The organism is Salmonella sp. SAL04202, from assembly GCF_046550775.1.
Classification (GTDB): domain Bacteria; phylum Pseudomonadota; class Gammaproteobacteria; order Enterobacterales; family Enterobacteriaceae; genus Salmonella; species Salmonella enterica.
In genome coordinates, this window is sequence record NZ_JBGDXK010000001.1 from 1,708,778 (window position 1) to 1,731,310 (window position 22,533).

At 50.0% G+C, this 22,533-nt stretch carries 26 protein-coding genes and 3 tRNA genes; 9 read left to right on the forward strand and 20 right to left on the reverse strand.

All coding sequences use genetic code 11. The features are described from left to right. Positions 1 to 146: 146 nt before the first annotated feature. The 8 genes from ACLJQJ_RS08535 to uvrY all read right to left on the reverse strand — a co-directional run bounded on the left by ACLJQJ_RS08535 (position 147) and on the right by uvrY (position 5,921). Positions 147 to 1,586, reverse strand: coding sequence for an SH3 domain-containing C40 family peptidase (locus tag ACLJQJ_RS08535; protein ID WP_077950929.1), 1,440 nt, complete (start codon positions 1,584 to 1,586; stop codon positions 147 to 149). A gap of 213 nt (positions 1,587 to 1,799) precedes the next feature. After that, on the reverse strand, positions 1,800 to 2,132 hold the full coding sequence (locus ACLJQJ_RS08540) for a hypothetical protein (RefSeq protein WP_063809555.1): 333 nt from the start codon (positions 2,130 to 2,132) through the stop codon (positions 1,800 to 1,802). A gap of 248 nt (positions 2,133 to 2,380) precedes the next feature. After that, a tRNA-Leu gene (locus ACLJQJ_RS08545) sits at positions 2,381 to 2,467 on the reverse strand. 11 nt (positions 2,468 to 2,478) lie between these two features. Then, positions 2,479 to 2,552 (reverse strand) — tRNA-Cys (locus ACLJQJ_RS08550). 51 nt (positions 2,553 to 2,603) lie between these two features. Next, positions 2,604 to 2,679, reverse strand: a tRNA-Gly gene (locus tag ACLJQJ_RS08555). Positions 2,680 to 2,830: 151 nt separating this feature from the next. After that, complete coding sequence (gene pgsA, locus ACLJQJ_RS08560; protein WP_001160192.1) at positions 2,831 to 3,379, reverse strand: CDP-diacylglycerol--glycerol-3-phosphate 3-phosphatidyltransferase; 549 nt, start codon at positions 3,377 to 3,379, stop codon at positions 2,831 to 2,833. 56 nt (positions 3,380 to 3,435) lie between these two features. Beyond that, a complete protein-coding gene (gene uvrC, locus ACLJQJ_RS08565; RefSeq protein WP_063809554.1) occupies positions 3,436 to 5,268 on the reverse strand; it encodes an excinuclease ABC subunit UvrC in 1,833 nt (610 codons plus the stop codon). Next, complete coding sequence (uvrY, locus tag ACLJQJ_RS08570; RefSeq protein WP_000611323.1) at positions 5,265 to 5,921, reverse strand: UvrY/SirA/GacA family response regulator transcription factor; 657 nt, start codon at positions 5,919 to 5,921, stop codon at positions 5,265 to 5,267. Before uvrY ends, uvrC begins: the two co-directional genes overlap by 4 nt. Positions 5,922 to 6,232: 311 nt before the next feature. Between uvrY and ACLJQJ_RS08575 the strand changes: the two genes are divergently transcribed. After that, positions 6,233 to 6,388, forward strand: a complete 156-nt coding sequence (locus tag ACLJQJ_RS08575; RefSeq protein WP_063809553.1) for a hypothetical protein — start codon at positions 6,233 to 6,235, stop codon at positions 6,386 to 6,388. Further along, positions 6,385 to 6,609, forward strand: coding sequence for a DUF2594 family protein (locus tag ACLJQJ_RS08580; protein WP_000106483.1), 225 nt, complete (start codon positions 6,385 to 6,387; stop codon positions 6,607 to 6,609). The genes ACLJQJ_RS08575 and ACLJQJ_RS08580 overlap by 4 nt, the downstream gene beginning before the upstream one ends. Positions 6,610 to 6,675: 66 nt before the next feature. Here ACLJQJ_RS08580 and sdiA read toward each other — a convergent pair whose 3' ends face one another. The 10 genes from sdiA to ACLJQJ_RS08630 form a co-directional block, all read right to left on the reverse strand. Further along, positions 6,676 to 7,398: a transcriptional regulator SdiA gene (gene sdiA / locus ACLJQJ_RS08585; RefSeq protein WP_001157167.1), complete on the reverse strand. Its 723-nt coding sequence runs from the start codon at positions 7,396 to 7,398 to the stop codon at positions 6,676 to 6,678. Between the two features lie 231 nt (positions 7,399 to 7,629). Further along, positions 7,630 to 8,382, reverse strand: coding sequence for an L-cystine ABC transporter ATP-binding protein TcyN (gene tcyN, locus ACLJQJ_RS08590; RefSeq protein WP_063809552.1), 753 nt, complete (start codon positions 8,380 to 8,382; stop codon positions 7,630 to 7,632). Continuing rightward, complete coding sequence (tcyL, locus tag ACLJQJ_RS08595; protein ID WP_001158238.1) at positions 8,379 to 9,047, reverse strand: cystine ABC transporter permease; 669 nt, start codon at positions 9,045 to 9,047, stop codon at positions 8,379 to 8,381. Before tcyL ends, tcyN begins: the two co-directional genes overlap by 4 nt. Positions 9,048 to 9,067: 20 nt before the next feature. Further along, on the reverse strand, positions 9,068 to 10,054 hold the full coding sequence (gene dcyD, locus ACLJQJ_RS08600) for a D-cysteine desulfhydrase (RefSeq protein WP_063809551.1): 987 nt from the start codon (positions 10,052 to 10,054) through the stop codon (positions 9,068 to 9,070). A gap of 153 nt (positions 10,055 to 10,207) precedes the next feature. Further along, positions 10,208 to 11,008 (reverse strand): cystine ABC transporter substrate-binding protein, encoded by an 801-nt coding sequence (tcyJ, locus tag ACLJQJ_RS08605; protein WP_000761634.1) that lies wholly within the window; start codon positions 11,006 to 11,008, stop codon positions 10,208 to 10,210. A 146-nt stretch (positions 11,009 to 11,154) separates the two neighbouring features. Next, positions 11,155 to 11,706 carry a flagella biosynthesis regulatory protein FliZ gene (fliZ, locus tag ACLJQJ_RS08610; RefSeq protein WP_063809550.1) on the reverse strand — a complete coding sequence of 184 codons (552 nt, stop codon included), beginning with the start codon at positions 11,704 to 11,706 and terminating at the stop codon, positions 11,155 to 11,157. 58 nt (positions 11,707 to 11,764) lie between these two features. Then, positions 11,765 to 12,484: an RNA polymerase sigma factor FliA gene (locus ACLJQJ_RS08615; RefSeq protein ID WP_001087453.1), complete on the reverse strand. Its 720-nt coding sequence runs from the start codon at positions 12,482 to 12,484 to the stop codon at positions 11,765 to 11,767. Positions 12,485 to 12,680: 196 nt separating this feature from the next. Beyond that, positions 12,681 to 13,886: a flagellin lysine-N-methylase gene (gene fliB, locus ACLJQJ_RS08620; RefSeq protein WP_063809549.1), complete on the reverse strand. Its 1,206-nt coding sequence runs from the start codon at positions 13,884 to 13,886 to the stop codon at positions 12,681 to 12,683. 78 nt (positions 13,887 to 13,964) lie between these two features. Continuing rightward, a complete protein-coding gene (locus ACLJQJ_RS08625) occupies positions 13,965 to 15,233 on the reverse strand; it encodes a flagellin FliC (protein WP_001587424.1) in 1,269 nt (422 codons plus the stop codon). Between the two features lie 17 nt (positions 15,234 to 15,250). Further along, complete coding sequence (locus tag ACLJQJ_RS08630) at positions 15,251 to 15,472, reverse strand: hypothetical protein (protein WP_012210043.1); 222 nt, start codon at positions 15,470 to 15,472, stop codon at positions 15,251 to 15,253. A 16-nt stretch (positions 15,473 to 15,488) separates the two neighbouring features. On the opposite strand from ACLJQJ_RS08630, the gene fliD reads away from it, so the two are divergent. From fliD to amyA, 4 genes are all read left to right on the forward strand, one after another. Further along, positions 15,489 to 16,892, forward strand: coding sequence for a flagellar filament capping protein FliD (fliD, locus tag ACLJQJ_RS08635; protein WP_063809548.1), 1,404 nt, complete (start codon positions 15,489 to 15,491; stop codon positions 16,890 to 16,892). A 14-nt stretch (positions 16,893 to 16,906) separates the two neighbouring features. Beyond that, on the forward strand, positions 16,907 to 17,314 hold the full coding sequence (gene fliS / locus ACLJQJ_RS08640) for a flagellar export chaperone FliS (protein WP_000287764.1): 408 nt from the start codon (positions 16,907 to 16,909) through the stop codon (positions 17,312 to 17,314). Beyond that, on the forward strand, positions 17,314 to 17,682 hold the full coding sequence (gene fliT, locus ACLJQJ_RS08645) for a flagella biosynthesis regulatory protein FliT (RefSeq protein WP_050193352.1): 369 nt from the start codon (positions 17,314 to 17,316) through the stop codon (positions 17,680 to 17,682). The genes fliS and fliT overlap by 1 nt, the downstream gene beginning before the upstream one ends. 71 nt (positions 17,683 to 17,753) lie before the next feature. Beyond that, positions 17,754 to 19,238 (forward strand): alpha-amylase, encoded by a 1,485-nt coding sequence (gene amyA / locus ACLJQJ_RS08650; RefSeq protein ID WP_063809547.1) that lies wholly within the window; start codon positions 17,754 to 17,756, stop codon positions 19,236 to 19,238. Positions 19,239 to 19,277: 39 nt separating this feature from the next. On the opposite strand, the gene yedD is transcribed toward amyA, so the two are convergent. Further along, positions 19,278 to 19,691, reverse strand: coding sequence for a lipoprotein YedD (gene yedD / locus ACLJQJ_RS08655; protein WP_000754694.1), 414 nt, complete (start codon positions 19,689 to 19,691; stop codon positions 19,278 to 19,280). A 185-nt stretch (positions 19,692 to 19,876) separates the two neighbouring features. Between yedD and yedE the strand changes: the two genes are divergently transcribed. From yedE to ACLJQJ_RS08670, 3 genes are all read left to right on the forward strand, one after another. Beyond that, positions 19,877 to 21,082 (forward strand): selenium metabolism membrane protein YedE/FdhT, encoded by a 1,206-nt coding sequence (yedE, locus tag ACLJQJ_RS08660; protein ID WP_001531105.1) that lies wholly within the window; start codon positions 19,877 to 19,879, stop codon positions 21,080 to 21,082. Continuing rightward, positions 21,079 to 21,312: a sulfurtransferase-like selenium metabolism protein YedF gene (gene yedF, locus ACLJQJ_RS08665; protein ID WP_000790504.1), complete on the forward strand. Its 234-nt coding sequence runs from the start codon at positions 21,079 to 21,081 to the stop codon at positions 21,310 to 21,312. Before yedE ends, yedF begins: the two co-directional genes overlap by 4 nt. 265 nt (positions 21,313 to 21,577) lie before the next feature. Beyond that, positions 21,578 to 21,964: a hypothetical protein gene (locus ACLJQJ_RS08670; RefSeq protein ID WP_077950930.1), complete on the forward strand. Its 387-nt coding sequence runs from the start codon at positions 21,578 to 21,580 to the stop codon at positions 21,962 to 21,964. 120 nt (positions 21,965 to 22,084) lie between these two features. On the opposite strand, the gene fliE is transcribed toward ACLJQJ_RS08670, so the two are convergent. Beyond that, entirely contained in the window at positions 22,085 to 22,399 is a 315-nt protein-coding gene (gene fliE, locus ACLJQJ_RS08675; protein WP_000719036.1) for a flagellar hook-basal body complex protein FliE, read from the reverse strand. Between the last annotated feature and the right edge of the window lie 134 nt (positions 22,400 to 22,533).

A 22,533-nucleotide genomic window follows, 5' to 3' on the forward strand; every position in this document is an offset into this window, starting at 1 on the left:
CAGAATCAGCTCCAGATAGTATTTCAAATAAACAGCCCGCACTATAGCGCATACTTTTTTCAGACACAGTTTACAGGGATACTCTCTTTATATCCACGAGCACGGTTGCCTTAATCATATCTTCCGCGATAACACAGTTTGTCAACCTATTCTATATAACCAAGCTTAAACAGAACCTTACCAGCCAGCGATATCAGCTCAGGATTTTCAGGATAAAAACGCAGTAACGGCAAAAATACTGCCTCACCGATAATGCTCCGGCTATTAGCATGGTTTGGGCGCAATCCCCAGATATTCTGATAAGTCATCGGCACGACCTGCCCATTCATGGTTGTGTTACCGATATACAGCATAATATGCCCTGGAATATAGACCAGCGTAGTAAACGGTTTTCCGTATCTGGTGAGATAATCGATCCGCATTTGGGGACTTTTATGACTAAGATCGACCACCCGTCCAGCAGCCTCTACCTGCGCGGATGAATGTCTGGGCAGGAATATGCCAAACGGCATTAACAGGCTGCGGACTTCGGCTGAACAATCATTATAAAAGTTAAAATTTCCCCAACCGTAGGGGGCGCCGTGCATTGCTTTCATTAGCACGGCGATATTTTCCGGCGTCATTTTCCACGGCATAGCCGTAAACTCGTTACCGCTTAGCCAGACCCAATGGATAAACGCGCGACCGTTGCTGCCGCGAACTGGCGCCGCAATCAGGAACTGGCCCGCCCGTTGATGTCGGAACGGTAAAATAGTGCCCGGTCGCCCGGTGAAATAATAGACGCCTGCGACATGGACAGAAACCGGCGCGTTGATAAATGCCCCCAGTTGCTTATGAGCAAGCAAAACCCACTGTGTTATAAATTTCTGATCCGTACTGGCAATATCTTCACTATGAACCCAGCCAGTTACCGCTGGTGAAACGACATATTGCCAGCGTTGGTCTTTGCTCTTCGTCAGCGTATAGACCGGCGTACCGGGACGCAGCGAAGACATTTGTAAATTATCAAACGGGTACCCCTCGCCCGCCTGACGGGGATCGTTAAAGAGCGGATCATCCGTTGGCAGCGCTCTGACTAAACTTTCTCTGACCATAATACCTCGCCGGGAGGCATGATAGATATTGTCAATCTGCGTATCCGTATTCCCTCTAACCACCTCTTTCCAGCGAGAGGTATAAAGTCTGAAGTTTTCCCCCCAATAAGCACTGCCGTCGCTAAGAAACTGCTTAATACTGGCATCCCGCGCCTGTGCTGCGTTTTTTTTCAGCAATGCGGTAATATAAAAACCATTCCACGGCGAGTGCGCTTCACTGTCCATTCCGAAATAATGAGATTTTAGTGCGTTAAAGTAGCGTTGTTGGGTAGCATTATCAATAACCGGAATAGTGTAATCAGCCGAGTCCGGAGGTATCCATTTATCAACCGACTGTGAATAATCCGCTAACGGAAAGCGTGTTTTTGTCGGGTCAATATAGCTCCCTGTGAGAATTTCATCTTTGGCTGTTGATCGGTAGGTCGTCTGGTGGCAAGCGGTGAGGCACAATGGTATCAATAAAACGGCCCAGGTTTTCTTTTGCATCATCATCTCCGTAAAGCGGGGAAAGCATAATATAGAGACTGACCAAAACCGCCATTCACGAAAACCTGAAATTATCTGTAGTTGACCTGTTATTAAGACAATATTGCAAAACGTGATTAAAGCATGATGCGGATCACATTACCTTATGATGAATATTAGTTCGCTATCTACCTTTAGTTAAATTGTGCAGAAAATAACCCTGAACAGTTATATACTCGTTTAATTTGCATAAATACTCCACTGACCCGCCCCTGTTTTTTTCAGACAATACATACTGTAGCGCGTCAGTTCTACTTTTTTTATATAATCTGCAAAGTCATTTTCATCGACGTTGCCAATAAAATTACGCGCATCACATGTTGAAGAAGCAGGCTCTCCTGGAAGAGAGTAGGTTACGATTGCACTCTCAGGCTCATACAAAATAAAAAAAAGTAAAAAAGCGCAACCTACAATCCCAATATTAATGAAGCTAATAAATAATTTTGCATTATCGGTATATTTCACTGGCAGACCTACTCTCTTTAATAAAGCAGGCATAAAACATATCAGCATTTTTTATAGAGATTAATGGATTTTATCGGCTGATTTACCCGACGTTTAGTATTTACCGGGCATAAGTTCTTGCGGGTCAGTAGCACATAACTGTTGTACTGGCAGAAATGCCGCTACCGATGTTTTTACTGTGTATCGCGCTGGAGAGTTCACGCTCGCGGTCGGCATACAAATTGAAGGCACAAAAAAACCACCCGTAGGTGGTTTCACGACACTGCTTATTGCTTTGATTATTCTTGTCTTTCCCATGGTACCCGGAGCGGGACTTGAACCCGCACAGCGCGAACGCCGAGGGATTTTAAATCCCTTGTGTCTACCGATTCCACCATCCGGGCTCGGGAAAAATTGGAGGCGCGTTCCGGAGTCGAACCGGACTAGACGGATTTGCAATCCGCTACATAACCGCTTTGTTAACGCGCCAAATTTTTTGGCTTTTCAGCCAGCATTCGCTTTACGCCAATGCTTTTAAACTGGAGCGGGAAACGAGACTCGAACTCGCGACCCCGACCTTGGCAAGGTCGTGCTCTACCAACTGAGCTATTCCCGCAGTATCAAGCAACTTTGTTAATCACTTGATTTTGTTATCGTCTGGCAATCAGTGCTGCCGTTCGATGCGTTGCATTCTACTTACCTGACGCACTGAGTCAACGATATTTTTCGTCACTCACGATCGTTTGCTGAAATTTGCGGCGAAACGATCACTGATCAAGCAAATCTCCGCGTGCAGCGCTCAAATATTGCAACATGGACCACAACGTTAGCACCGCTGCGACAAAGAAAAGCGCGATCCCGGCATACTCTACCCAGATATTCGGACGCCACAAGAGCCACGCCAGCGCCACCATCTGCGCGGTAGTTTTGACTTTACCGATCCAGGAGACCGCTACACTACTGCGTTTGCCCAGCTCCGCCATCCATTCACGCAGAGCAGAGATAATAATTTCGCGGGCTATCATCGTCGCCGCAGGTAACGTCACCCACCAGCTATGATAATGCTCGGTGACCAGCACCATGGCGATCGCCACCAGCACCTTGTCGGCGACGGGGTCGAGGAAAGCGCCGAAACGCGTACTCTGGTTCCAGCGTCGCGCCAGAAAGCCGTCAAACCAGTCGGTAATAGCAGCAATACAGAAAATCAGCGCGCTGACCATCGGCGCCCAGGCGAACGGCAAATAAAACACCACGACAAAGAATGGAATCAGGATGACGCGAAACAGCGTGAGCAACGTAGGGATATTAAATTGCATAGTGACGGGTAACTATCTGTTGTCAGTGAAATTACCCCTATGTTGCTACAGTGGCCTCAATGTTTCAACGACCAGAAGATCTTTTCTGCCAGACCTTGCGAAATACCCGGCACTTTTGCAATTTCTTCTACGCTGGCGTTACGTAGCCCTTGCAAACCGCCCATATATTTCAGCAGCATCTGGCGACGTTTAGGCCCAACGCCTTCAATAGTTTCCAGCGTACTGGTATTTTTAACCTTCGCGCGTTTTTTACGGTGCCCGCCGATCGCGTGATCGTGCGACTCATCGCGAATATGCTGAATAACATGCAGCGCCGGCGAGTCCGGCGGCAGGCTAAACCCCTCGCCTTCCGGTTCAAAAAAGAGTGTTTCCAGACCGGCCTTTCTGTCCGCGCCTTTGGCGACGCCAAGCAGCAAAGGACGATGCTTATCCCAGGGGACATCGAGCTCAGCGAAAACGGCTTTCGCCTGGGCGAGCTGCCCTTTTCCGCCGTCGATCAGAATAACATCCGGAATCTTACTTTCTTCTATGGCCTTGCCATAACGCCGGCGTAGCACCTGATTCATCGCCGCGTAGTCATCACCCGGCGTGATGCCCGCGATATTATAACGACGATACTCGGCGCGTAACGGCCCGTTAGCGTCAAATACCACACAGGATGCGACCGTTTGCTCCCCCATGGTATGGCTAATGTCAAAACATTCCATCCGCTTGATCGCAGGAAGTTTTAATACCGCCGCCAGCGCAGTCAAACGCTGCGTGATGGTGGACTGCTGCGAAAGTTTAGTGATTAAGGCCGTTGCCGCGTTGGTCCGCGCCAGCTTGAGATAACGGGCGCGATCGCCGCGCGGTTTTGTCTGGACATGAATACGCCGTCCGGCAAGCTCCGACAACGAGTCGGCGAGCAGCGTTTTATCGCTAAGATTAAAATCGAGCAGTATTTCGCCCGGTAGCGTACGCATCTGGCTACCCTGCAGGTAAAACTGCCCGACAAAGGTTTCCACCACTTCGCCCAGTTCCGTACCGCCAGGTACTTTTGGAAAATAGCTGCGGCTGCCCAGCACCTTACCCTGGCGAATAAACAGCACATGCACACAGGCCATACCCGCATCAAAAGCCACGCCGATAACGTCGAGATCGTCGCCCGCATTGGAGACAAACTGTTTTTCCGTGACCCGGCGTACCGCCTGGATCTGATCGCGAATACGCGCCGCCTCTTCAAATGCCAGATCCTGGCTGGCCTTTTCCATCCGGGCAATCAGCTGTGTTAAGACCTGGTCGTCCTTGCCGGACAAAAACAACCGGACATACTCCACCTGTTGCGCATACTCCTCCTCGCTGACCAGTCCTGCAACGCAGGGGCCTAAACAGCGGCCAATCTGATATTGCAGGCAAGGACGCGAGCGGTTGCGATACACGCTGTTTTCGCACTGGCGGATAGGGAAAATTTTCTGTAACAGCGCCAGCGTTTCCCGCACGGCATAGCCATTAGGAAATGGGCCGAAGTACTCGCCTTTCGCATGTTTGGCGCCACGGTGCATCGCCAGACGCGGATGGATATCGCCGCTCAGAAAAATAAAAGGATAGGATTTATCATCACGCAACAACACGTTGTAACGCGGTTGATACAACTTGATGTAATTATGCTCAAGCAGCAGCGCTTCCGTTTCGGTATGCGTTACCGTGACATCAATGTGTTGAATTTGCGCAACTAGCGCTTCGGTTTTACGCGAAGCCAGGTTGCTGCGAAAGTAGCTGGAAAGACGCTTTTTCAGGTCTTTTGCTTTACCGACATAAATAACCGTACCGCCGGCGTCATACATACGATAGACACCGGGTTGGCTGGTAACGGTTTTCAAAAACGCCTTTGCGTCAAATATTTCACTCACTGGCTTGTTAACGTCTCCGCATTACACAGGCCATGGCGGATTGCCAGGTGAGTCAGCTCAACATCACCATGAATGTTTAATTTACTGAACATACGATAGCGATAGCTGTTCACCGTTTTAGGACTGAGATTCAGCTGTTCTGAAATCTCATTGACCTTCTGACCCTTGGTGATCATCAGCATAATCTGCAACTCGCGTTCAGACAAACTGGCGAACGGCGTTTCCGTTTTTGCAGGCTCGATCTGACTGAGCGCCATCTGCTGAGCGATATCGGAGGCGATATAACGTTGTCCGGAATACACCGAACGAATAGCGCTCACCACCTCCTGAGGCGCAGCGCCTTTGCTGAGATAGCCAGCTGCGCCAGCCTGCATCACTTTGGCGGGCAACGGGTTCTCCGTATGGACGGTCAGCATGATCACTTTGATATCCGCTGTCGAGCGGGCAATTTTACGCGTCGCCTCAAGGCCGCCAATACCGGGCATGTTCATATCCATCAGCACGACGTCAACGGCGTTAGTACGGCACCATTTTACCGCATCCTCTCCGCAGCACGCTTCACCGACAACTTTAATGCCCTTTATATCTTCAAGAATGCGTCGTATCCCTGCGCGCACCAGTTCGTGGTCATCAACAAGAAGAACGTTGATCAAAGGAATATCTCCAGAATAGGGATAACGCTACTGATAGTTAATCGCCCTTATATTAGCTGGTTTTATCTCAACTTTGAAACGTAAAAAAACACCGGGTATTCGATTTTGCTCTCGTTTTTGGAAATTATGTTGTACGTCGTGTGGCAACTGCCAACGTTGTAGCCCCTTCTGACGGCGCTGTCCCGGGCTGCTATTTCATAATGGTGACAAAAATTTCACGTTCCGCTGTCTAAACACTAATTAGGGAATCAACTTTGTAACAATAATTAACGAGTAAAATACGCGTAATAAACAAAGAATGAAGAAAATATATGCATCACGCAGCAACGTTTATTTTGTGGGTAATCCCTCCGCTTTTTGATCAAAAAACAACCACTGCTATTTTTAGCGTAGCTTATGGTATACTCCGCCGCCTTAACATCTGCTATCGCACATTTTCACTGAAACATAACGAGGAAAATAAATGAGTACGCCTGATTTTTCCACCGCTGAGAATAATCAAGAACTGGCTACTGAAGTCAACTGCCTGAAAGCCATGTTAACGCTGATGCTGCAGGCGATGGGCCAGGCCGATGCAGGGCGCGTGATTCTTAAAATGGAAAAACAGATCGCGCAGATGGATGATGAAGCACAAGCGGCGGTATTTTCCAGTACGGTTAAGCAAATTAAACAGGCTTACCGCCAGTAGTAAAAAACCGGCTGTTAGCATCGCTTTCAGCCGGTTTCGCGTCTGGCGCGAAGCATCGTCAGCACGTCATATCAGACCTGTCGCCGCAGCGTAGCAGGCAATCTGTGTTTTATTTGGCGCATTGAATTTCTTCTGCATGTTTTTCTGATGGAAGTTAACGGTATTTTCAGAAATCGACAGAATAATGGCGATCTCCGATGAGGTCTTCCCTTCCGCCGTCCACTTCAGAATCTCTTTCTCACGTTTACTGAAACGCATCTCAGGCGCCATCACCATGTCGTCTTCAAATCTTGTCAGCGCCGAAAGACTCTCCCGCGCCAGCAGTTGTAACCTCAGCTCCACTTCATCGTAGGTAAACGAGGAGCAGCGTAAACTGCTACGAGAGAAAGATAAAAAGCCCAGCGCCCGGTTCGGCAACATCACACATTGGGTTACGCCTCTGCGTAATCCGAAACGCTGGGCGGCATCCCACATCGCCTGCGCTTCATGAAATAGCACGTCATCCCAATGTAAATGACCCTGCCTGAAATTTTCCGGCTTTAATACCGGATCGATCGCGAAATAGTTTTCGGACTGGTAATGCGTTACCCACGCCGGAGGATAAGTGGTACGAAGCGATATTTTAGGCCGGGTAAAGGGGACGGGATGACGAACACACAGGGCATAATAATCAAATTCCAGCCGCTGTGTCTGATATTGCAATTCAGTATAAACATCCTCTGCTGCCGCCATCTCCTGAAAGCGTAACAACATTGCGCGTCGCCAGGTGAAGAAATCATTTTCCTGCATATTTTATGGTCACGCCTTTGATATTGATAATCATTATTATGAATGACTTAAATTAACACATAAATAGTGTTTATATATAAGAAATATCGGACGAAACGTAGAATACTTGAGCGGCATTACACTTTTTGGCTTCCGCCTGAGAGCGAGGTTAATAATCTGGCAGAATGGCTTCATAATTATTCATTGCGCTCGCCCAAGGCGCGGCTAATTCGGGCGAGCGTTGAAAAGGCATTATTTCACTAAAAATTTCTCAAGGAACTGGCGGGTACGCGGATGCTGAGGATCGGCGAACAAGGTTTTCGCCGGCCCCTGCTCGACGATTTGCCCCTGATCCATAAATATTGCCCGATCAGCCACGTCACGCGCAAAGCTCATTTCGTGAGTGACGATCACCATCGTGCGCTTTTCCTGCGCCAGCTGGCGAATCGTATTAAGCACCTCGCCGACTAATTCAGGATCAAGCGCCGACGTGGGCTCATCAAACAGAATCACTTCCGGGCGCATCGCCAGCGCACGCGCAATCGCCACGCGCTGCTGTTGCCCGCCCGACAGGCGGCGCGGATAACGGGTCTCTTTACCGGCCAACCCGACTTTGGCTAACAGTTCCCGCGCCAGCGCCGTCGCCTCGGCTTTCGACTCTCCCTTTACAATCACCGGACCTTCAATGATATTTTCCAGCACGGTACGATGCGGGAACAGGTTAAAACTCTGAAAGACAAAGCCGACATGCTGGCGTAGCTGGCGAATCAACCCTTTTTGCTGGCTTAATGGGCGGGCGGTATCGATGATAATATCGCCCACTTTAATGGTGCCCGCTTCCGGTTGTTCCAGCAGGTTAATACAGCGTAATAACGTTGTCTTCCCTGAGCCGCTCGGGCCGATAATGGCGACGACTTCTCCGGGCTTCACCTCAAGGTCGATACCGTGCAGCACCGTTTGACCATGAAATTTTTTGACCAGGTTGGTAACTTCGATCGCACTCATTTTGGCTCTCTCTCCTGGCGGTTAAGTTGGTTTTCAAAATAGTTTTGCAGTGCCGATAAGACGGTCGCCATTACCCAGTAGATTAACGACGCGGCCAGATACATGGTAAACACCTCCAGCGTTCGCGAGGTAATTAACTGCGCCTGGCGGAACAACTCCGGCACCTGAATCGTCGCGGCGAGCGACGTATCTTTCACCAGGCTGATAAAGCTGTTGCTCAACGGCGGAAGCGCAACGCGAGCCGCCTGCGGCAAAATAGCGCGACGTAGCGTTTGCCACGGCGTCATGCCAATGCTCGCCGCCGCTTCCCATTGTCCCTTGTCGATAGCCGAGATCGCCGCGCGCAGCGTCTCGGACGTGTAAGCCGCGGTATTGAGCGATAAACCAATCATCGCCGCCGGGATAGGGTCCAGCTCAATCCCAAATTGCGGCAGGCCGTAATAGATCATAAATAACTGGGCGATAAGCGGCGTACCGCGAAAAATCGAGATATAAAAGCGCGCCAGCCAGCGAACCGGCCATAGCGGAGACATCCGCATCAGCGCCAGCACAAATCCCAGCAGCAGACCAAAAAACATACCGCCAATACTCAGTTGCAGGGTAAAGACGGCGCCTTTAAGCAAATACGGCAGCGATTCAATAACCAGTTGGATACTTTCTTGCATTCGCGTTGATTACCTGGAGGTTATACATGAGGATGGTAGGCAAACAGCGCAGGCGCCCCACCGGTGTGAATAAAGAGAATCGGCCCGTCATCGTTAAAGCGTTTCTGGCTGATGCCGTCTATCAGACCCGCCATCGCTTTACCGGTATATACCGGATCCAGCAGCACCCCCTCCAGGCTCGCCAGCAGTTTCACCGCCTCCATCCCCGCGTCATTTGGCACGCCGTAACCCGGGGCAAAATAGTCATCCCATAAATGAATATCCGCCGTCGCCGTCAGCGCCAGCTGACCGGCAATAGCCTGCTGCAAGGCAATCACTTTGGGTTTCTGCTCGGCGACAGAACGTGAAACGGTCACGCCAATCAGTTCGACATCCGGCATCAGATGTTCCAGCCCGACAGCTAACCCGGCGTGCGTTCCGGCGCTGCCGGAGGCCACCACCACCGAAGAGAGCCCGACGACCTCTTCACACTGCTGGGCGATTTCCAGGGCGCTCTCTACGTATCCCATTGCGCCCAGCGCGCTGGAGCCGCCGACCGGAATCACATAGGGCCTGAACCCTTGCGCTTCAATGCGCGTCGCCAGCGTTTGCAGCGGCGCATCCGGATCGGTTAGCGCATCGCACATCTCAATTTGCGTATTAAATAAATCCAGTAACAGGCGATTACCATTCGTCAGGTAATTTTCCGCGGTGGTACCGATTGGATTTTCCAGCAAGGCGACGCAATGTAGTCCCAATTTGGCCGCGACCGCCGCCGTCTGACGGACATGGTTCGACTGAATCGCCCCTGCGGTTATCAGCGTATCCGCCCCTTCTCGCAGCGCGTCGGCCACCAGAAACTCCAGCTTGCGCAGTTTATTGCCGCCCATTGCAATGGGCGTAACGTCATCGCGCTTAATGTAAATCTCACGGCCAAGATAATCAGACAATCGCGGCAGGTATTCGAGCGGGGTCGGCGCGCCGATAAGCTCCAGGCGAGGGAAGCGCGTTAAGTGATGTAGTGGCATTGAGCCTCCGGTAACGTTGTGGTGTGTTCTTTTTATTATGCACGTTGATCCAACGGAAATAAAAAAGGCGCCGATTCACGCGCCTCCGTTTGCTGACATAGTATGAGGTTGATATTGCCCGGCGGCGCTCTGCCTGCCGGGCAACGTAGAGCATTATTGGGTCACGTCAGCGCCAAACCATTTTTCAGAGAGCGCTTTTAAGGTGCCATCTTTTTGCATTTCCGCAATGGCGTTATCTACCGCCTTCAGCAAGTCTTCGTTGCCTTTACGTAACGCAACGCCGGACTCCTGACGCGAAAACGCATCACCGGTGACGGCCAGCGTACCTTTGGTTTTTTTCACCAGATCCAGCGCCGCCAGACGATCGACTAAAATCGCGTCAATACGGCCTACGCGCAGATCCTGATATTTTGTAGGATCATCGTCATAGGTACGGATATCCACGCCCTGCACATGTTGACGTAGCCACTCTTCATAGTTAGTCCCCAGCCCAACGCCGACTTTTTTGCCCTGCAGATCGGCAGCCGTTTTGATCGTGCCTTCATTGCCTTTTTTCACCAGCGCCTGAACGCCGGAGACAGTATAAGGCGTAGAGAAATCATATTTTTTCTTGCGGACGTCTGAAATCGTGACCTGGTTTATCACCACATCAATGCGTTTAGCGTCCAGCGACGCCAGTATTCCGTCCCATTTGGTCGGCTTCAACGACGCTTTAACGCCCAGATGTTTTGCCAACGCCTCGGCGAAATCGACTTCAAAACCGGTTAATTTGCCGTCTTCGCCCTGAAAACTAAACGGCGGATAGGTACCTTCCAGCCCTACCAGCAGCGTGCCACGTTCTTTAACTTTGTTCAGCAAACCCTCATCGGCAAAGCTCTTCGCGCTCATTCCCGCCACCAGCGCTACAGCCATTACTCCCATCAGTGCCTGACGTCCCAGCAGTGCTAATTTCATAGTAACCCCGAATATTGCCGTTAATGACCATAGACTGTGTCCCGCCATGGCGCATCGTCACGTCTCGCGAACCTTTGGGGGACTCAGCCTAATGTAGAAGGTTTGCCACGTTTCACCAACACGACTCTGCTACATCTTATGCTTTTTTAATATATATCAGAACTGGCGGTAAAGGGGGATTTCTGTCTGGGCGCAATCTGCTGATGCGCTTTATATTGCTGGTATTTACGCAGTGCGATACGGTAATTATTGGTGCTGGTTTCCGGCAACCATGGCGCCAGGCTTTCATCGAGAAAACCGTCCTGCAGCAGATCGTGGGAAATGTTTTGCTCGCTGAGGTAATTGCCAAGACGTCGTAAACGCACGACATATTCCCGCACCGTGCCATGGCTCATCTCGGTTTGTTCAAACAAATACTGTTTGAAACCGATAATATCGAAAAAATCACTCTGCTTTTTGCAGTGCAAATCGCCGCAAAAGCGACATAGCGCCACCCACTCCTTCTGCTCCCGCTGCCAGGCAGCGTCGTCAAGTAGCATATCCAGCTGTGAAATAGCGATTTTATTAACGATCTTGCCACGGTGAACCAGCGTAATGCGGTCGAGCAGCTTGTGACAATGCGCGCAATGCGTCTGGCTGTGTTTAAAGTCTTTAAGATAGCGGCTCAAGGGCCGCCTTTTAGGTTGCTGCACCGTCATGAGAACTCCTGGTAGTCTATACGTTGTGCGGCACTTTTCGGGTGCGACCATGCGCGACCTATAACTTACCCAGTTTGGTGCGTAATCGTTTGATGGCCTGACTATGCAACTGGCTGACCCGCGATTCGCCAACTTCCAGTACCGCGCCAATCTCTTTGAGGTTGAGCTCTTCCTGGTAATACAGCGTTAACACCAGTTGCTCGCGTTCCGGCAGCGATTCAATCGCGTCCATTACCCGCTGTCGCAGGTCGCCCTCCAGCAGTTGATGTAACGGGTTTTCCTGTTGATGTTCTTCAGTCACCAGTTCGATGCTATCGCCATGCTCTTCCCGCCACTCATCGTAAGAGAAAAGTTGGCTGTTGTTGGTATCGAGCAACATCTGACGATACTCCGCAACAGGGATGCCAAGACGTTCCGCCACTTCGGTTTCCGTCGCATTACGCCCCAGTTCCTGCTCCAGTTGTCCCATCGCCTGCGCCACTTCGCGGGCATTACGCCGGACGCTACGCGGCACCCAATCGCGGCTGCGTAATTCATCCAGCATCGCCCCACGAATACGCTGCACTGCGTAAGTGGTAAATGCCGTTCCTTGCAAAGCGTCATATCGGTCGACCGCATTTAATAACCCGATGCCGCCCGCTTGTAGCAGATCGTCCAGTTCCACGCTCGCCGGCAATCGCACCTGCAGGCGCAATGCTTCGTGACGCACCAGCGGTACATAACGCTGCCACAGCGAGTGTTTATCCATTACACCTTCAGCGGTATACAGTGAATTCACGATAAACAGCCCTGCGTTAAATGAGTTATCGGCATGATTATCCGTTTCTACAGAGGGTTCTATCGAAGGAATAAGGCTATAAAAGAAGGGTTATTTCACTTATGTAACCTGTAGCGCCTTTTTAGCGGTTCAAAGAGCAGAATAAAATCAGCCAGATAGGATAAACGGGATGCGCAAAAGCCCACCCCGAACAAAACTATGTCAGAAGATGAATCATCGACAGATCGTCGCCAGTACGCACCGTTTCTATATGGCGATGAAAATTCGCCGCCACCTCGCTGTTATGCTGGCTGCGGGAGTGAAAGCTATACACAATATTGGTAACGTCATCCCACTCAAGCCGCCCGCGCTCATGCACACTGGCTGCCGTTAATAGCTTAATAAAGGCATATTCCGCCACGATAATATACAGCGCGCGTAACGGGTCGACATTCGGCTGGTTGGGGAAATTATTTTCCCAAATTTTATAGAGAATTAAATTTCTGAAGGCCCAGTTCTTCTGCTGCTCATCCGCCTGTAAACAGCGCGCTAATGAGGACTCAATATCGCTAACCTTCTGCTCCATTGAAACGCCCTCTTCCGCCGTCAGCACCCGCAGAAGGCACTGGATATAGTGATCGAGGACATAGCTTCCTCTGCTCGGTGGGAGCGCCCTGAAATAATCCTGCATCAACAGTACCAGGGATGTTTTGAATTTCTTATCCTGCGTAATATTAGCGAGTTCCTGAGTTAACGAACCGGACTGCAGCTGGGAAACTAACGTGCCATACACTTGCTCAATCTCCCCTAATGCAGCGTCATCAATCCGGGGAAACTTCTGCACATACATTACAAACTTGATCAACGCGTATAATGCCGCATCCGGATTGCTGGCAGCATGGTTAATCAAACTCAGGCAAAACAAGTTAAGTAGTTTTTGCTGTGGGGAGAATAGCGGCGCGGTATTGTACTTCTGCTGAATGATCGCCTTTTCATTGAGTGCTACCGCATCAGCATCGTTTAAAATATGCGCAGTCACTTCCGGGCAAGCAAGGCTTAGAGAATGTCGAACCTCGTTTTTATAAGTATGGAACACCCGCGGAAACGTAGTGCAGGTATAACTTAATGCTTTAGCCCCCAGTGTTTTTTGTACCTTGCACAGACGATCGTCATCCAGATAAGGGCAGCTTCCTGTCCCAGATGGTAATTTAATCTCCCCCCAGTTATTTGGGTCTTTCTTTAAAAGAATAATACTATTTTTGGCAATCTCTCTGATGGTTACATCCTTGCTGGTAAGGTACTTTTTGACCGTCGTCTTATCCAGCGTGATTTTCCAGCCCTTACAACAGTGGTCGCGACAGGCCGAGCCAGAACAGGAAAAGCGGGTGACAAAGGCAGGTTCAGTGACGGTGATTTCTTTCATTACACAGGCTCCGGAATTAAAAAAGGCAGCTTTCGCTGCCTTGATTGTGTACCACGTGTCGGTGAATCAATCGCCGGATTAACGCAGTAAAGAGAGGACGTTTTGCGGAACCTGGTTCGCCTGCGCCAGAACGGAAGTACCGGCCTGCTGCAGAATCTGCGCGCGAGACATGTTGGAGACTTCGGTCGCGTAGTCGGAATCTTCGATACGGCTACGTGCAGAAGACAGGTTGTTGACGGTGTTGCCCAGGTTAGTGATGGCAGATTCAAAACGGTTCTGCACCGCACCCAACTGGCTACGGAAAGCGTCAACGGTTTTAAGCGCATCATCGATTTTTGCCAGCGGATCAACGTTTGCAGCCAAGTCTACGGCAGTACCCTCTGTTGTTTTACCGTCCGCGGCAAACGTGACAGATTTGAAAGTTGCATTTCCGTCTTTATCTAAGGTTTGGATAGCATAGAGATCTTTACCCTTATCATCTTTATATTTCACTAAAGACTGATCGGCTTTCAGATCTGCTCCATCAAATTTCACTTCACGTGATAAGGTAGTTACTGCTGACGGAGTCCCCGCAGCTGCAGTTACATCTTTATCCGAATCAAAACTAATTTTACCCGTTGTCATATCTACGGTAGCTGCATAGTATTTAGCCGTCGCAGTAACATCTTTGACAAAGTAATTACCTTTATCATCTTTTGTCAGAGATAATTTATCCGCAGCCGGACCACCAGTTGTTTTTGCGTTATCGAAATCAGCTGCCGCAATTTTTACATCACCAACTACCGAGGCTCCAGAGCTTACAGTGGTTGCGATTCCTTTAGTCACATCTAATTTATCTAAGCCCAGCTCAGTTTTATCGATTTTCTGAAGATCGATTGTGATAGTTTCGCCGTCATTCGCCCCAACCTGAATGGTCAGCTGTCCATCCTGGCTTAATACTTTTTTCCCGTTAAAATCGGTTTGTTCCGCGACACGGTTAATTTCGTTCAGGCGCTGATCGATTTCATCCTGGATGGATTTAAGATCGGAACCAGAGTTTGAGCCGTTCGCTGCCTGGACAGACAGTTCGCGCACACGCTGCAGGTTGTTGTTGATTTCGTTTAACGCGCCTTCAGTGGTCTGCGCAATGGAAATACCGTCGTTCGCATTACGGGAAGCCTGAGACAGACCTTTAATGTTAGACGTGAAACGGTTAGCAATCGCCTGACCTGCCGCATCGTCTTTCGCGCTGTTGATACGCAGACCGGAAGACAGACGCTCGATAGCAGTGCCCAGAGCGGACTGGGATTTGTTCAGGTTATTCTGGGTCAACAGCGACAGGCTGTTTGTATTAATGACTTGTGCCATGATCTTTTCCTTATCAATTACAACTTGATGTTATTGGGCTGTTGCCCACGGTTTCTCACCGTAACCCTTGTATCGGCACCTGAATTTCGAACTTTAGAAAATTTTTCACTTCCCCCAATTTTTTTCTTAGCCTGCGAAATAGCCGCTTTATGCATCATTATTCCGCGCATTATTTTTGCAAAATTATCATTAAACTTTGCCTCCAGATTGCCGATAACGCGCTTAACTACTGTTTGCAATCAAAAGGAATCAGGCATGGCTTCATTTTCATCATTGGGCGTTGGCTCAGGCTTACCACTAGATACATTGCTGACAAACCTGACTATTGCTGAAAAAAAGCGCTTAAACCCGATCACTCAGCAACAAACCGATAATACTGCTCGCTTAACCGCATACGGTACGTTGAAAAGCGCCCTGGAAAAATTCCAGACCGCGAATAGCGCGTTAAACAAAGCTGAACTGTTCAGAAGCAGTAACGTCACTAGCAGCACTGAAGATCTGAAAGTATCCACTGAAGCAGGCGCCGCGCCCGGGATTTACACGATTAGCGTGTCGCAATTGGCTCAGGCTCAGTCGTTAAGCACGACGACGAAAATAGCCTCAACGAAAGAAGCGTTGGGTGACGCCGCTGCCACACGTACCATTAAAATTGAACAGCCTGGCCGTAAAGAGCCACTGGAGATTACGCTTAATAAAGATCAGACCTCGCTAGATGACATCAGCAAAGCGATTAACGATACAGATAGCGGCATTTCAGCCAGTATTGTTAAGGTTAAAGAGGGGGAATATCGCTTAGTTTTGACGGCTGCAGAGGGACTGGAAAATAAAATGACCGTCTCCGTGGAAGGAGATAGCAAACTAAACGATTTGCTGGCCTATGATAGCAATACTGGTACTGGAGAGATGGAGGAGTTAGTCAGCGCACAGAATGCAAAACTAACGATGAACGGTATTGATATAGAACGTCCAAGCAACAAAATTACCGATGCACCTCAGGGGGTTACGCTTGAGCTGACTAAAAAAGTCACCGACGTGCGGGTCACCGTTACCAAGAGTAATGAAAAAGCGACTGAAGCGATTAAAGGCTGGGTCGATGCCTATAATTCTCTTATTGATACATTCAATACGCTCACCAAATATAAAGAAGTAGACCCCGGCGCGGAAACTCAGGATAAGGACAATGGCGCGCTGATAGGCGATAGCGTAGTACGTACAATTCAAACAGGAATTCGCGCTCAGTTTGCTAATGGCGGTAGTACTGGCGCATTTAAAACGCTTAATGAAATTGGTATTTCATCTGACGGTACGACTGGCAAACTAAAAATTGATGATACCAAGCTTAAAAAAGCGCTGGATGAAAATACCGCCTCTGTGCGCGAGTTATTAGTGGGCGATGGTAAAGAAACGGGCATCACCACCAAAATTGCCACCGAAGTGAAAAGTTATCTGGCCGATGACGGTATTATCGACAATGCTCAGGATAGCATTAACGCCACTCTGAAAAAACTGACCAAACAATACCTGGCTGTTAGCGCCAGTATTGATGACACCGTTGCCCGTTACAAAGCACAGTTTTCGCAGCTGGATACCATGATGAATAAACTGAATAACACCAGTACTTATTTGGCCCAGCAATTTACAGCTATGAACAAGTCCTGATAACAGAGGTTACCATGTACACCGCGAGCGGTATCAAAGCTTATGCGCAAGTCAGCGTGGAAAGCGCCGTGATGAGCGCCAGCCCGCATCAGTTGATTGAAATGTTGTTTGATGGCGCGAATAGCGCTCTGGTGCGCGCTCGCCTGTTTTTAGAACAAGGCGATGTTGTCGCGAAAGGTGAAGCGTTAAGCAAAGCCATCAATATTATCGATAACGGGCTGAAAGCCGGCCTCGATCAGGAAAAAGGCGGTGAGATTGCGACGAATCTTTCCGAGCTATACGACTATATGATTCGCCGTTTACTGCAGGCTAATTTGCGTAACGACGCTCAGGCCATCGAAGAAGTGGAAGGGTTACTCAGCAATATTGCAGAAGCCTGGAAACAGATTTCACCGAAAGCATCTTTCCAGGAGTCTCGTTAATGACCTCAACCGTGGAGTTTATCAACCGTTGGCAGCGTATTGCGCTGCTCAGTCAATCGCTGCTTGAACTTGCGCAGCGAGGTGAATGGGATCTCTTACTGCAACAAGAGGTCTCCTATCTGCAAGGTATTGAAACGGTGATGGAAAAGCAAACTCCACCGGGCATTACGCGAAGTATTCAGGATATGGTCGCCGGATACATCAAACAAACGCTGGATAATGAGCAGCTCCTGAAAGGGCTGCTGCAACAGCGACTGGATGAACTCAGCAGTTTGATCGGACAATCCACCCGCCAAAAATCACTCAACAACGCTTATGGGCGTCTTTCCGGTATGTTACTCGTGCCAGACGCGCCTGGCGCCTCATAATATTTTCCCGTCTCGTATGAAAATTCTTCCATACTCCAGAGGTCGGCTAAACGACTTCTGGAGCACGGAAGATGAAAAACCCCACGTTATTGCAGTACTTCCACTGGTATTATCCCGACGGCGGTAAACTCTGGTCTGAGCTGGCGGAACGTGCTGATGGGCTGAATGATATCGGTATCAATATGGTCTGGCTACCGCCCGCCTGTAAAGGTGCCTCCGGCGGCTATTCCGTAGGCTATGATACCTACGACCTGTTTGACCTCGGCGAATTTGACCAAAAAGGAACTATCGCGACAAAGTACGGCGATAAACGCCAGTTACTGGCGGCGATAGACGCGCTCAAAAAAAATAATATTGCGGTGCTGCTCGACGTCGTCGTGAACCACAAAATGGGCGCAGACAAAAAAGAACGTATTCGCGTTCAGCGCGTGAATCAGGATGACCGCACGCAAATCGATGACAACATCATTGAATGCGAAGGCTGGACGCGCTACACCTTCCCTGCCCGCGCGGGCCAGTATTCCAACTTTATTTGGGACTATCACTGTTTCAGCGGCATTGATCACATCGAGAATCCCGACGAAGACGGCATTTTTAAGATCGTCAATGACTATACCGGCGATGGCTGGAACGATCAGGTTGATGATGAGATGGGTAATTTCGACTATCTGATGGGTGAAAATATCGATTTTCGCAATCACGCGGTTACGGAAGAGATTAAATATTGGGCTCGTTGGGTCATGGAACAAACCCACTGTGACGGCTTTCGCCTGGACGCGGTAAAACATATACCCGCCTGGTTTTATAAAGAATGGATTGAGCATGTACAGGCGGTTGCGCCAAAACCGCTGTTTATTGTCGCAGAATACTGGTCGCATGAAGTGGATAAACTGCAAACGTACATCGATCAGGTCGACGGGAAAACCATGCTGTTCGACGCGCCGTTGCAGATGAAATTTCATGAAGCCTCGCGCCAGGGCGCGGAGTATGACATGCGCCACATTTTCACCGGCACGCTGGTAGAAGCCGACCCTTTTCATGCGGTGACGCTGGTCGCTAACCACGATACACAACCGTTACAGGCGCTGGAAGCGCCGGTAGAACCCTGGTTCAAACCATTGGCCTATGCGCTGATCCTGCTTCGTGAAAACGGCGTACCGTCAGTGTTTTATCCCGATTTATACGGCGCCAGCTATGAAGATAGCGGCGAAAATGGCGAGACCTGTCGGGTCGACATGCCGGTGATTAACCAACTGGATCGGCTGATCCTTGCTCGTCAGCGTTTTGCGCACGGTATACAAACTCTCTTTTTCGATCATCCTAACTGTATCGCCTTTAGTCGCAGCGGTACTGAAGAGAATCCAGGCTGTGTGGTCGTACTTTCCAATGGCGACGACGGTGAAAAAACCCTCCTGCTCGGCGACAATTACGCTAACAAGACCTGGCGTGATTTTCTGGGAAACCGCAGTGAGCATGTTGTAACTAATGATCAAGGCGAAGCGACGTTCTTCTGCAACGCAGGCAGCGTCAGCGTGTGGATCATTGAGGACGTGTGATGAGCGTTCCCGGCGGCAGAGCGCTGCCGGGAAGCGAAATTACGGCAGCGGCGTCGGCAGCGGCGTTTTTTCTAACGCGGCGGCGCACTCCGGCGTCGGACGAGCGACCCGTTGCAGTGTCATGCCATCATATTCCAGGGTATTCCCGTCGCGCTCAATCTCATAGAGCTCACGCTTAACCGTAACATTGGTTAAGTCATCGGAGAGCATGGTCAGCTTGCCCGGCAGAGCAATAACGCGCTGCCACTGGCGGCAGTCCAGCGTATCGCCTTCTTTAGTCACCACCAGGCTGGCGATAGCTTCAGGGCTCACCAGCTTACGTTGCGGGCCTTTTGACTGCCAGTACCCTTCCAGACCGGCCGGCGCGGGCGTTTTCACCACATCATTATAGTTTTCCACCTCGGCGCATCCGGCCAGAACCAGCAATGCGCCAACGATCGCTACTTTTTTCATCATTCATCCTGCATCAGAAGAAAGAGGAATTGTGGCATTAAAGCCCTGACGCCGCCAGCCTTTCCAGGCGCTGGCCGCAATTTGATCCAGTCGGTATTACCGCTTATTAGGTGTAGGCAAATTCTGTGATCGGTGTAGTATGCGCACTTCTTGTTTCACACCTTCTGAGTTCAGAGGCTAAACACATGTCATGGCAACACTTCAAGCAAACCTGGTTAATTAAATTCTGGGCGCCGGCCCCTGCGGTGATCGCAGCCGGTATTCTCTCTACCTACTATTTTGGCATCACCGGCACGTTCTGGGCCGTGACGGGCGAATTTACCCGCTGGGGCGGGCAAATTTTGCAGCTTTTTGGCGTTCATGCCGAACAGTGGGGCTACTACAAGCTGATTCATCTGGAAGGTACGCCGCTGACGCGTATCGACGGCATGATGATCCTCGGCATGTTCGGCGGCTGTTTCGCCGCGGCGCTGTGGGCCAACAACGTAAAACTGCGTATGCCGCGCAGCCGAATCCGTATCGTACAGGCGGTGGTCGGAGGCATGATCGCTGGCTTTGGCGCGCGTCTGGCGATGGGGTGTAACCTGGCCGCCTTTTTTACCGGGATCCCGCAGTTCTCCCTACACGCGTGGTTCTTTGCGCTGGCAACCGCTATCGGCTCCTGGTTCGGCGCCCGCTTTACGTTGCTGCCGATATTTCGCATACCGGTGAAAATGCAAAAGGTCTCCGCGGCTTCGCCACTGACGCAGAAACCGGATCAGGCAAGACGGCGTTTCAGGCTCGGTATGCTGGTCTTTATCGGCATGATTGGCTGGGCGTTATTAACGGCAATGCATCAGCCGAAACTGGGGCTGGCGATGCTGTTCGGCGTCGGGTTTGGGCTGCTGATCGAGCGCGCGCAAATCTGCTTTACCTCGGCCTTTCGCGATCTGTGGATCTCCGGACGCGCCCATATGGCGAAAGCGATTATTTTCGGCATGGCGGTCAGCGCCATTGGTATTTTCAGCTACGTGCAGTTGGGCGTTGCACCTAAAATTATGTGGGCTGGCCCGAATGCGGTCATTGGCGGACTGCTGTTCGGTTTTGGCATCGTGCTGGCGGGCGGCTGCGAAACCGGCTGGATGTACCGCGCCGTAGAAGGCCAGGTGCATTACTGGTGGGTAGGCCTCGGCAATGTCATCGGTTCGACCATCCTGGCTTACTACTGGGATGATTTCGCGCCCGCGCTGGCGACCAGTTGGGATAAAGTTAACCTGCTGAATACCTTTGGTCCGCTGGGCGGTCTGCTGGTCACCTACCTGTTATTATTTGCCGCGCTGATGTTAATTATCGGCTGGGAAAAACGTTTTTTCCGCCGTGCGGGGCTGACGCCTGCTAAGGAATCTGTATGAAAAATATCGTCCCTGATTACCGTCTGGATATGGTTGGCGAACCTTGCCCGTACCCGGCGGTCGCCACTCTGGAAGCGATGCCGCAGCTAAAAAAAGGTGAGATCCTGGAAGTGGTGAGCGACTGTCCGCAGTCCATTAATAATATTCCACTGGATGCGCGCAATCACGGCTATACGGTGCTGGATATTCAGCAGGATGGCCCAACAATTCGTTATCTGATTCAAAAATAAGCGCATACTCCCGCTGTACGTTACGGCGGGAGACCTTTTTACGGCATAACCGGCAAAAATCTAAAACGCATAAAAGAAATCAGACAAGGTCGCCTTGTGCGCCGTGGCATAAATCTATTATATAACGTATACCGTTTTAATTTTGTCTGAGCCGATGAAAAATCCAGGGTTATTTTAAGCAAAACATAAAACAATTATTATTTTCCGTCTACGCCATAAAAAACTATCAGGTATTTATATTTTTACTCACTGACACCATCAGGTGATGATTTATTTATGCACAGCAGAAGCCCAAAAAATGATAAAAATTATTTTCATCTCCATTATTGGAGTCGTCTGTCTTGCCGCTGCCCGTTACTCACCCGTCACAGTGATCAATGCACATCCGAGCGCCATTGCCCGCTGTCTCGCTGATAATCTGTCCCCGTATGGGTATATACTGGATCTCCATGAAACAGATATTCCAGGCATTAATAAAGAATTTACCGTGTATTATCGCAACGGCGCATATATTGCAGGAACATTCTGGATTGCAAACTCAATGACAATAGCGTCAGAACGAATAGTAGGAATGAATGGCGTCAGTAAACAGGCGTACCCTATTTTTAATAAGTCCCTGCAACAATGTGCAACCCGCTTATCAATAAAATGAGCGCGCCTCGCAAAAAACAAGCCCACATAATCACGCACTGGTTGCATGGGCGTCGCGTCCCCCGCCACTGACTTAGGTAAGCGCCCGGGAGTTCGCTGCGGATGGGTTGTCAGCCCTGGCTTAAACCTGCATGGACATGACTTCCTGATACGCGGCGACCAGCTTATTGCGCACCTGAATCCCCATTTGCATAGAGACGGACGCTTTTTGCATATCAGCCATCACGTCATTAAGCGCAATGCCCGGCTCACCCAGAGTGAATTTTTCCGCCTGAACGCGCGCCGCCGCTTGTCTGTCGCTAATACGATCCAGCGCAGCATGTAGCTGGCCGGCAAAACTCACCGTCGACTGCGAGTGCGTGTCTTGCCCGCGCGCGGCCATCGCCGTCGCCTGTAACTGGCTAATAACCCCTTCAATCCCCTGTATTGCTGCCATGCTATTCCCCTGGATGCCCCTGGATGATTTTTTACGCAGCAGAGATTACCAGTTTGTCAATAAGATAAAGGCGTTAAATAACGATAAAAAACCTCGGTTTTTAGCGCATAGAAAAATTCGAAACCACAAATAAT

Bases quoted from the DNA above. Each gene is read 5' to 3' on its own strand.
- ACLJQJ_RS08535 (WP_077950929.1), bottom strand. From the start codon at position 1,586: ATGATGATGCAAAAGAAAACCTGGGCCGTTTTATTGATACCATTGTGC.
- ACLJQJ_RS08540 (WP_063809555.1), bottom strand. From the start codon at position 2,132: ATGCTGATATGTTTTATGCCTGCTTTATTAAAGAGAGTAGGTCTGCCA.
- pgsA (WP_001160192.1), bottom strand. From the start codon at position 3,379: ATGCAATTTAATATCCCTACGTTGCTCACGCTGTTTCGCGTCATCCTG.
- ACLJQJ_RS08575 (WP_063809553.1), top strand. From the start codon at position 6,233: ATGCATCACGCAGCAACGTTTATTTTGTGGGTAATCCCTCCGCTTTTT.
- ACLJQJ_RS08580 (WP_000106483.1), top strand. From the start codon at position 6,385: ATGAGTACGCCTGATTTTTCCACCGCTGAGAATAATCAAGAACTGGCT.
- sdiA (WP_001157167.1), bottom strand. From the start codon at position 7,398: ATGCAGGAAAATGATTTCTTCACCTGGCGACGCGCAATGTTGTTACGC.
- tcyN (WP_063809552.1), bottom strand. From the start codon at position 8,382: ATGAGTGCGATCGAAGTTACCAACCTGGTCAAAAAATTTCATGGTCAA.
- tcyL (WP_001158238.1), bottom strand. From the start codon at position 9,047: ATGCAAGAAAGTATCCAACTGGTTATTGAATCGCTGCCGTATTTGCTT.
- dcyD (WP_063809551.1), bottom strand. From the start codon at position 10,054: ATGCCACTACATCACTTAACGCGCTTCCCTCGCCTGGAGCTTATCGGC.
- tcyJ (WP_000761634.1), bottom strand. From the start codon at position 11,008: ATGAAATTAGCACTGCTGGGACGTCAGGCACTGATGGGAGTAATGGCT.
- fliZ (WP_063809550.1), bottom strand. From the start codon at position 11,706: ATGACGGTGCAGCAACCTAAAAGGCGGCCCTTGAGCCGCTATCTTAAA.
- fliB (WP_063809549.1), bottom strand. From the start codon at position 13,886: ATGAAAGAAATCACCGTCACTGAACCTGCCTTTGTCACCCGCTTTTCC.
- ACLJQJ_RS08625 (WP_001587424.1), bottom strand. From the start codon at position 15,233: ATGGCACAAGTCATTAATACAAACAGCCTGTCGCTGTTGACCCAGAAT.
- fliD (WP_063809548.1), top strand. From the start codon at position 15,489: ATGGCTTCATTTTCATCATTGGGCGTTGGCTCAGGCTTACCACTAGAT.
- fliS (WP_000287764.1), top strand. From the start codon at position 16,907: ATGTACACCGCGAGCGGTATCAAAGCTTATGCGCAAGTCAGCGTGGAA.
- fliT (WP_050193352.1), top strand. From the start codon at position 17,314: ATGACCTCAACCGTGGAGTTTATCAACCGTTGGCAGCGTATTGCGCTG.
- amyA (WP_063809547.1), top strand. From the start codon at position 17,754: ATGAAAAACCCCACGTTATTGCAGTACTTCCACTGGTATTATCCCGAC.
- yedD (WP_000754694.1), bottom strand. From the start codon at position 19,691: ATGAAAAAAGTAGCGATCGTTGGCGCATTGCTGGTTCTGGCCGGATGC.
- yedE (WP_001531105.1), top strand. From the start codon at position 19,877: ATGTCATGGCAACACTTCAAGCAAACCTGGTTAATTAAATTCTGGGCG.
- yedF (WP_000790504.1), top strand. From the start codon at position 21,079: ATGAAAAATATCGTCCCTGATTACCGTCTGGATATGGTTGGCGAACCT.
- ACLJQJ_RS08670 (WP_077950930.1), top strand. From the start codon at position 21,578: ATGATTTATTTATGCACAGCAGAAGCCCAAAAAATGATAAAAATTATT.
- fliE (WP_000719036.1), bottom strand. From the start codon at position 22,399: ATGGCAGCAATACAGGGGATTGAAGGGGTTATTAGCCAGTTACAGGCG.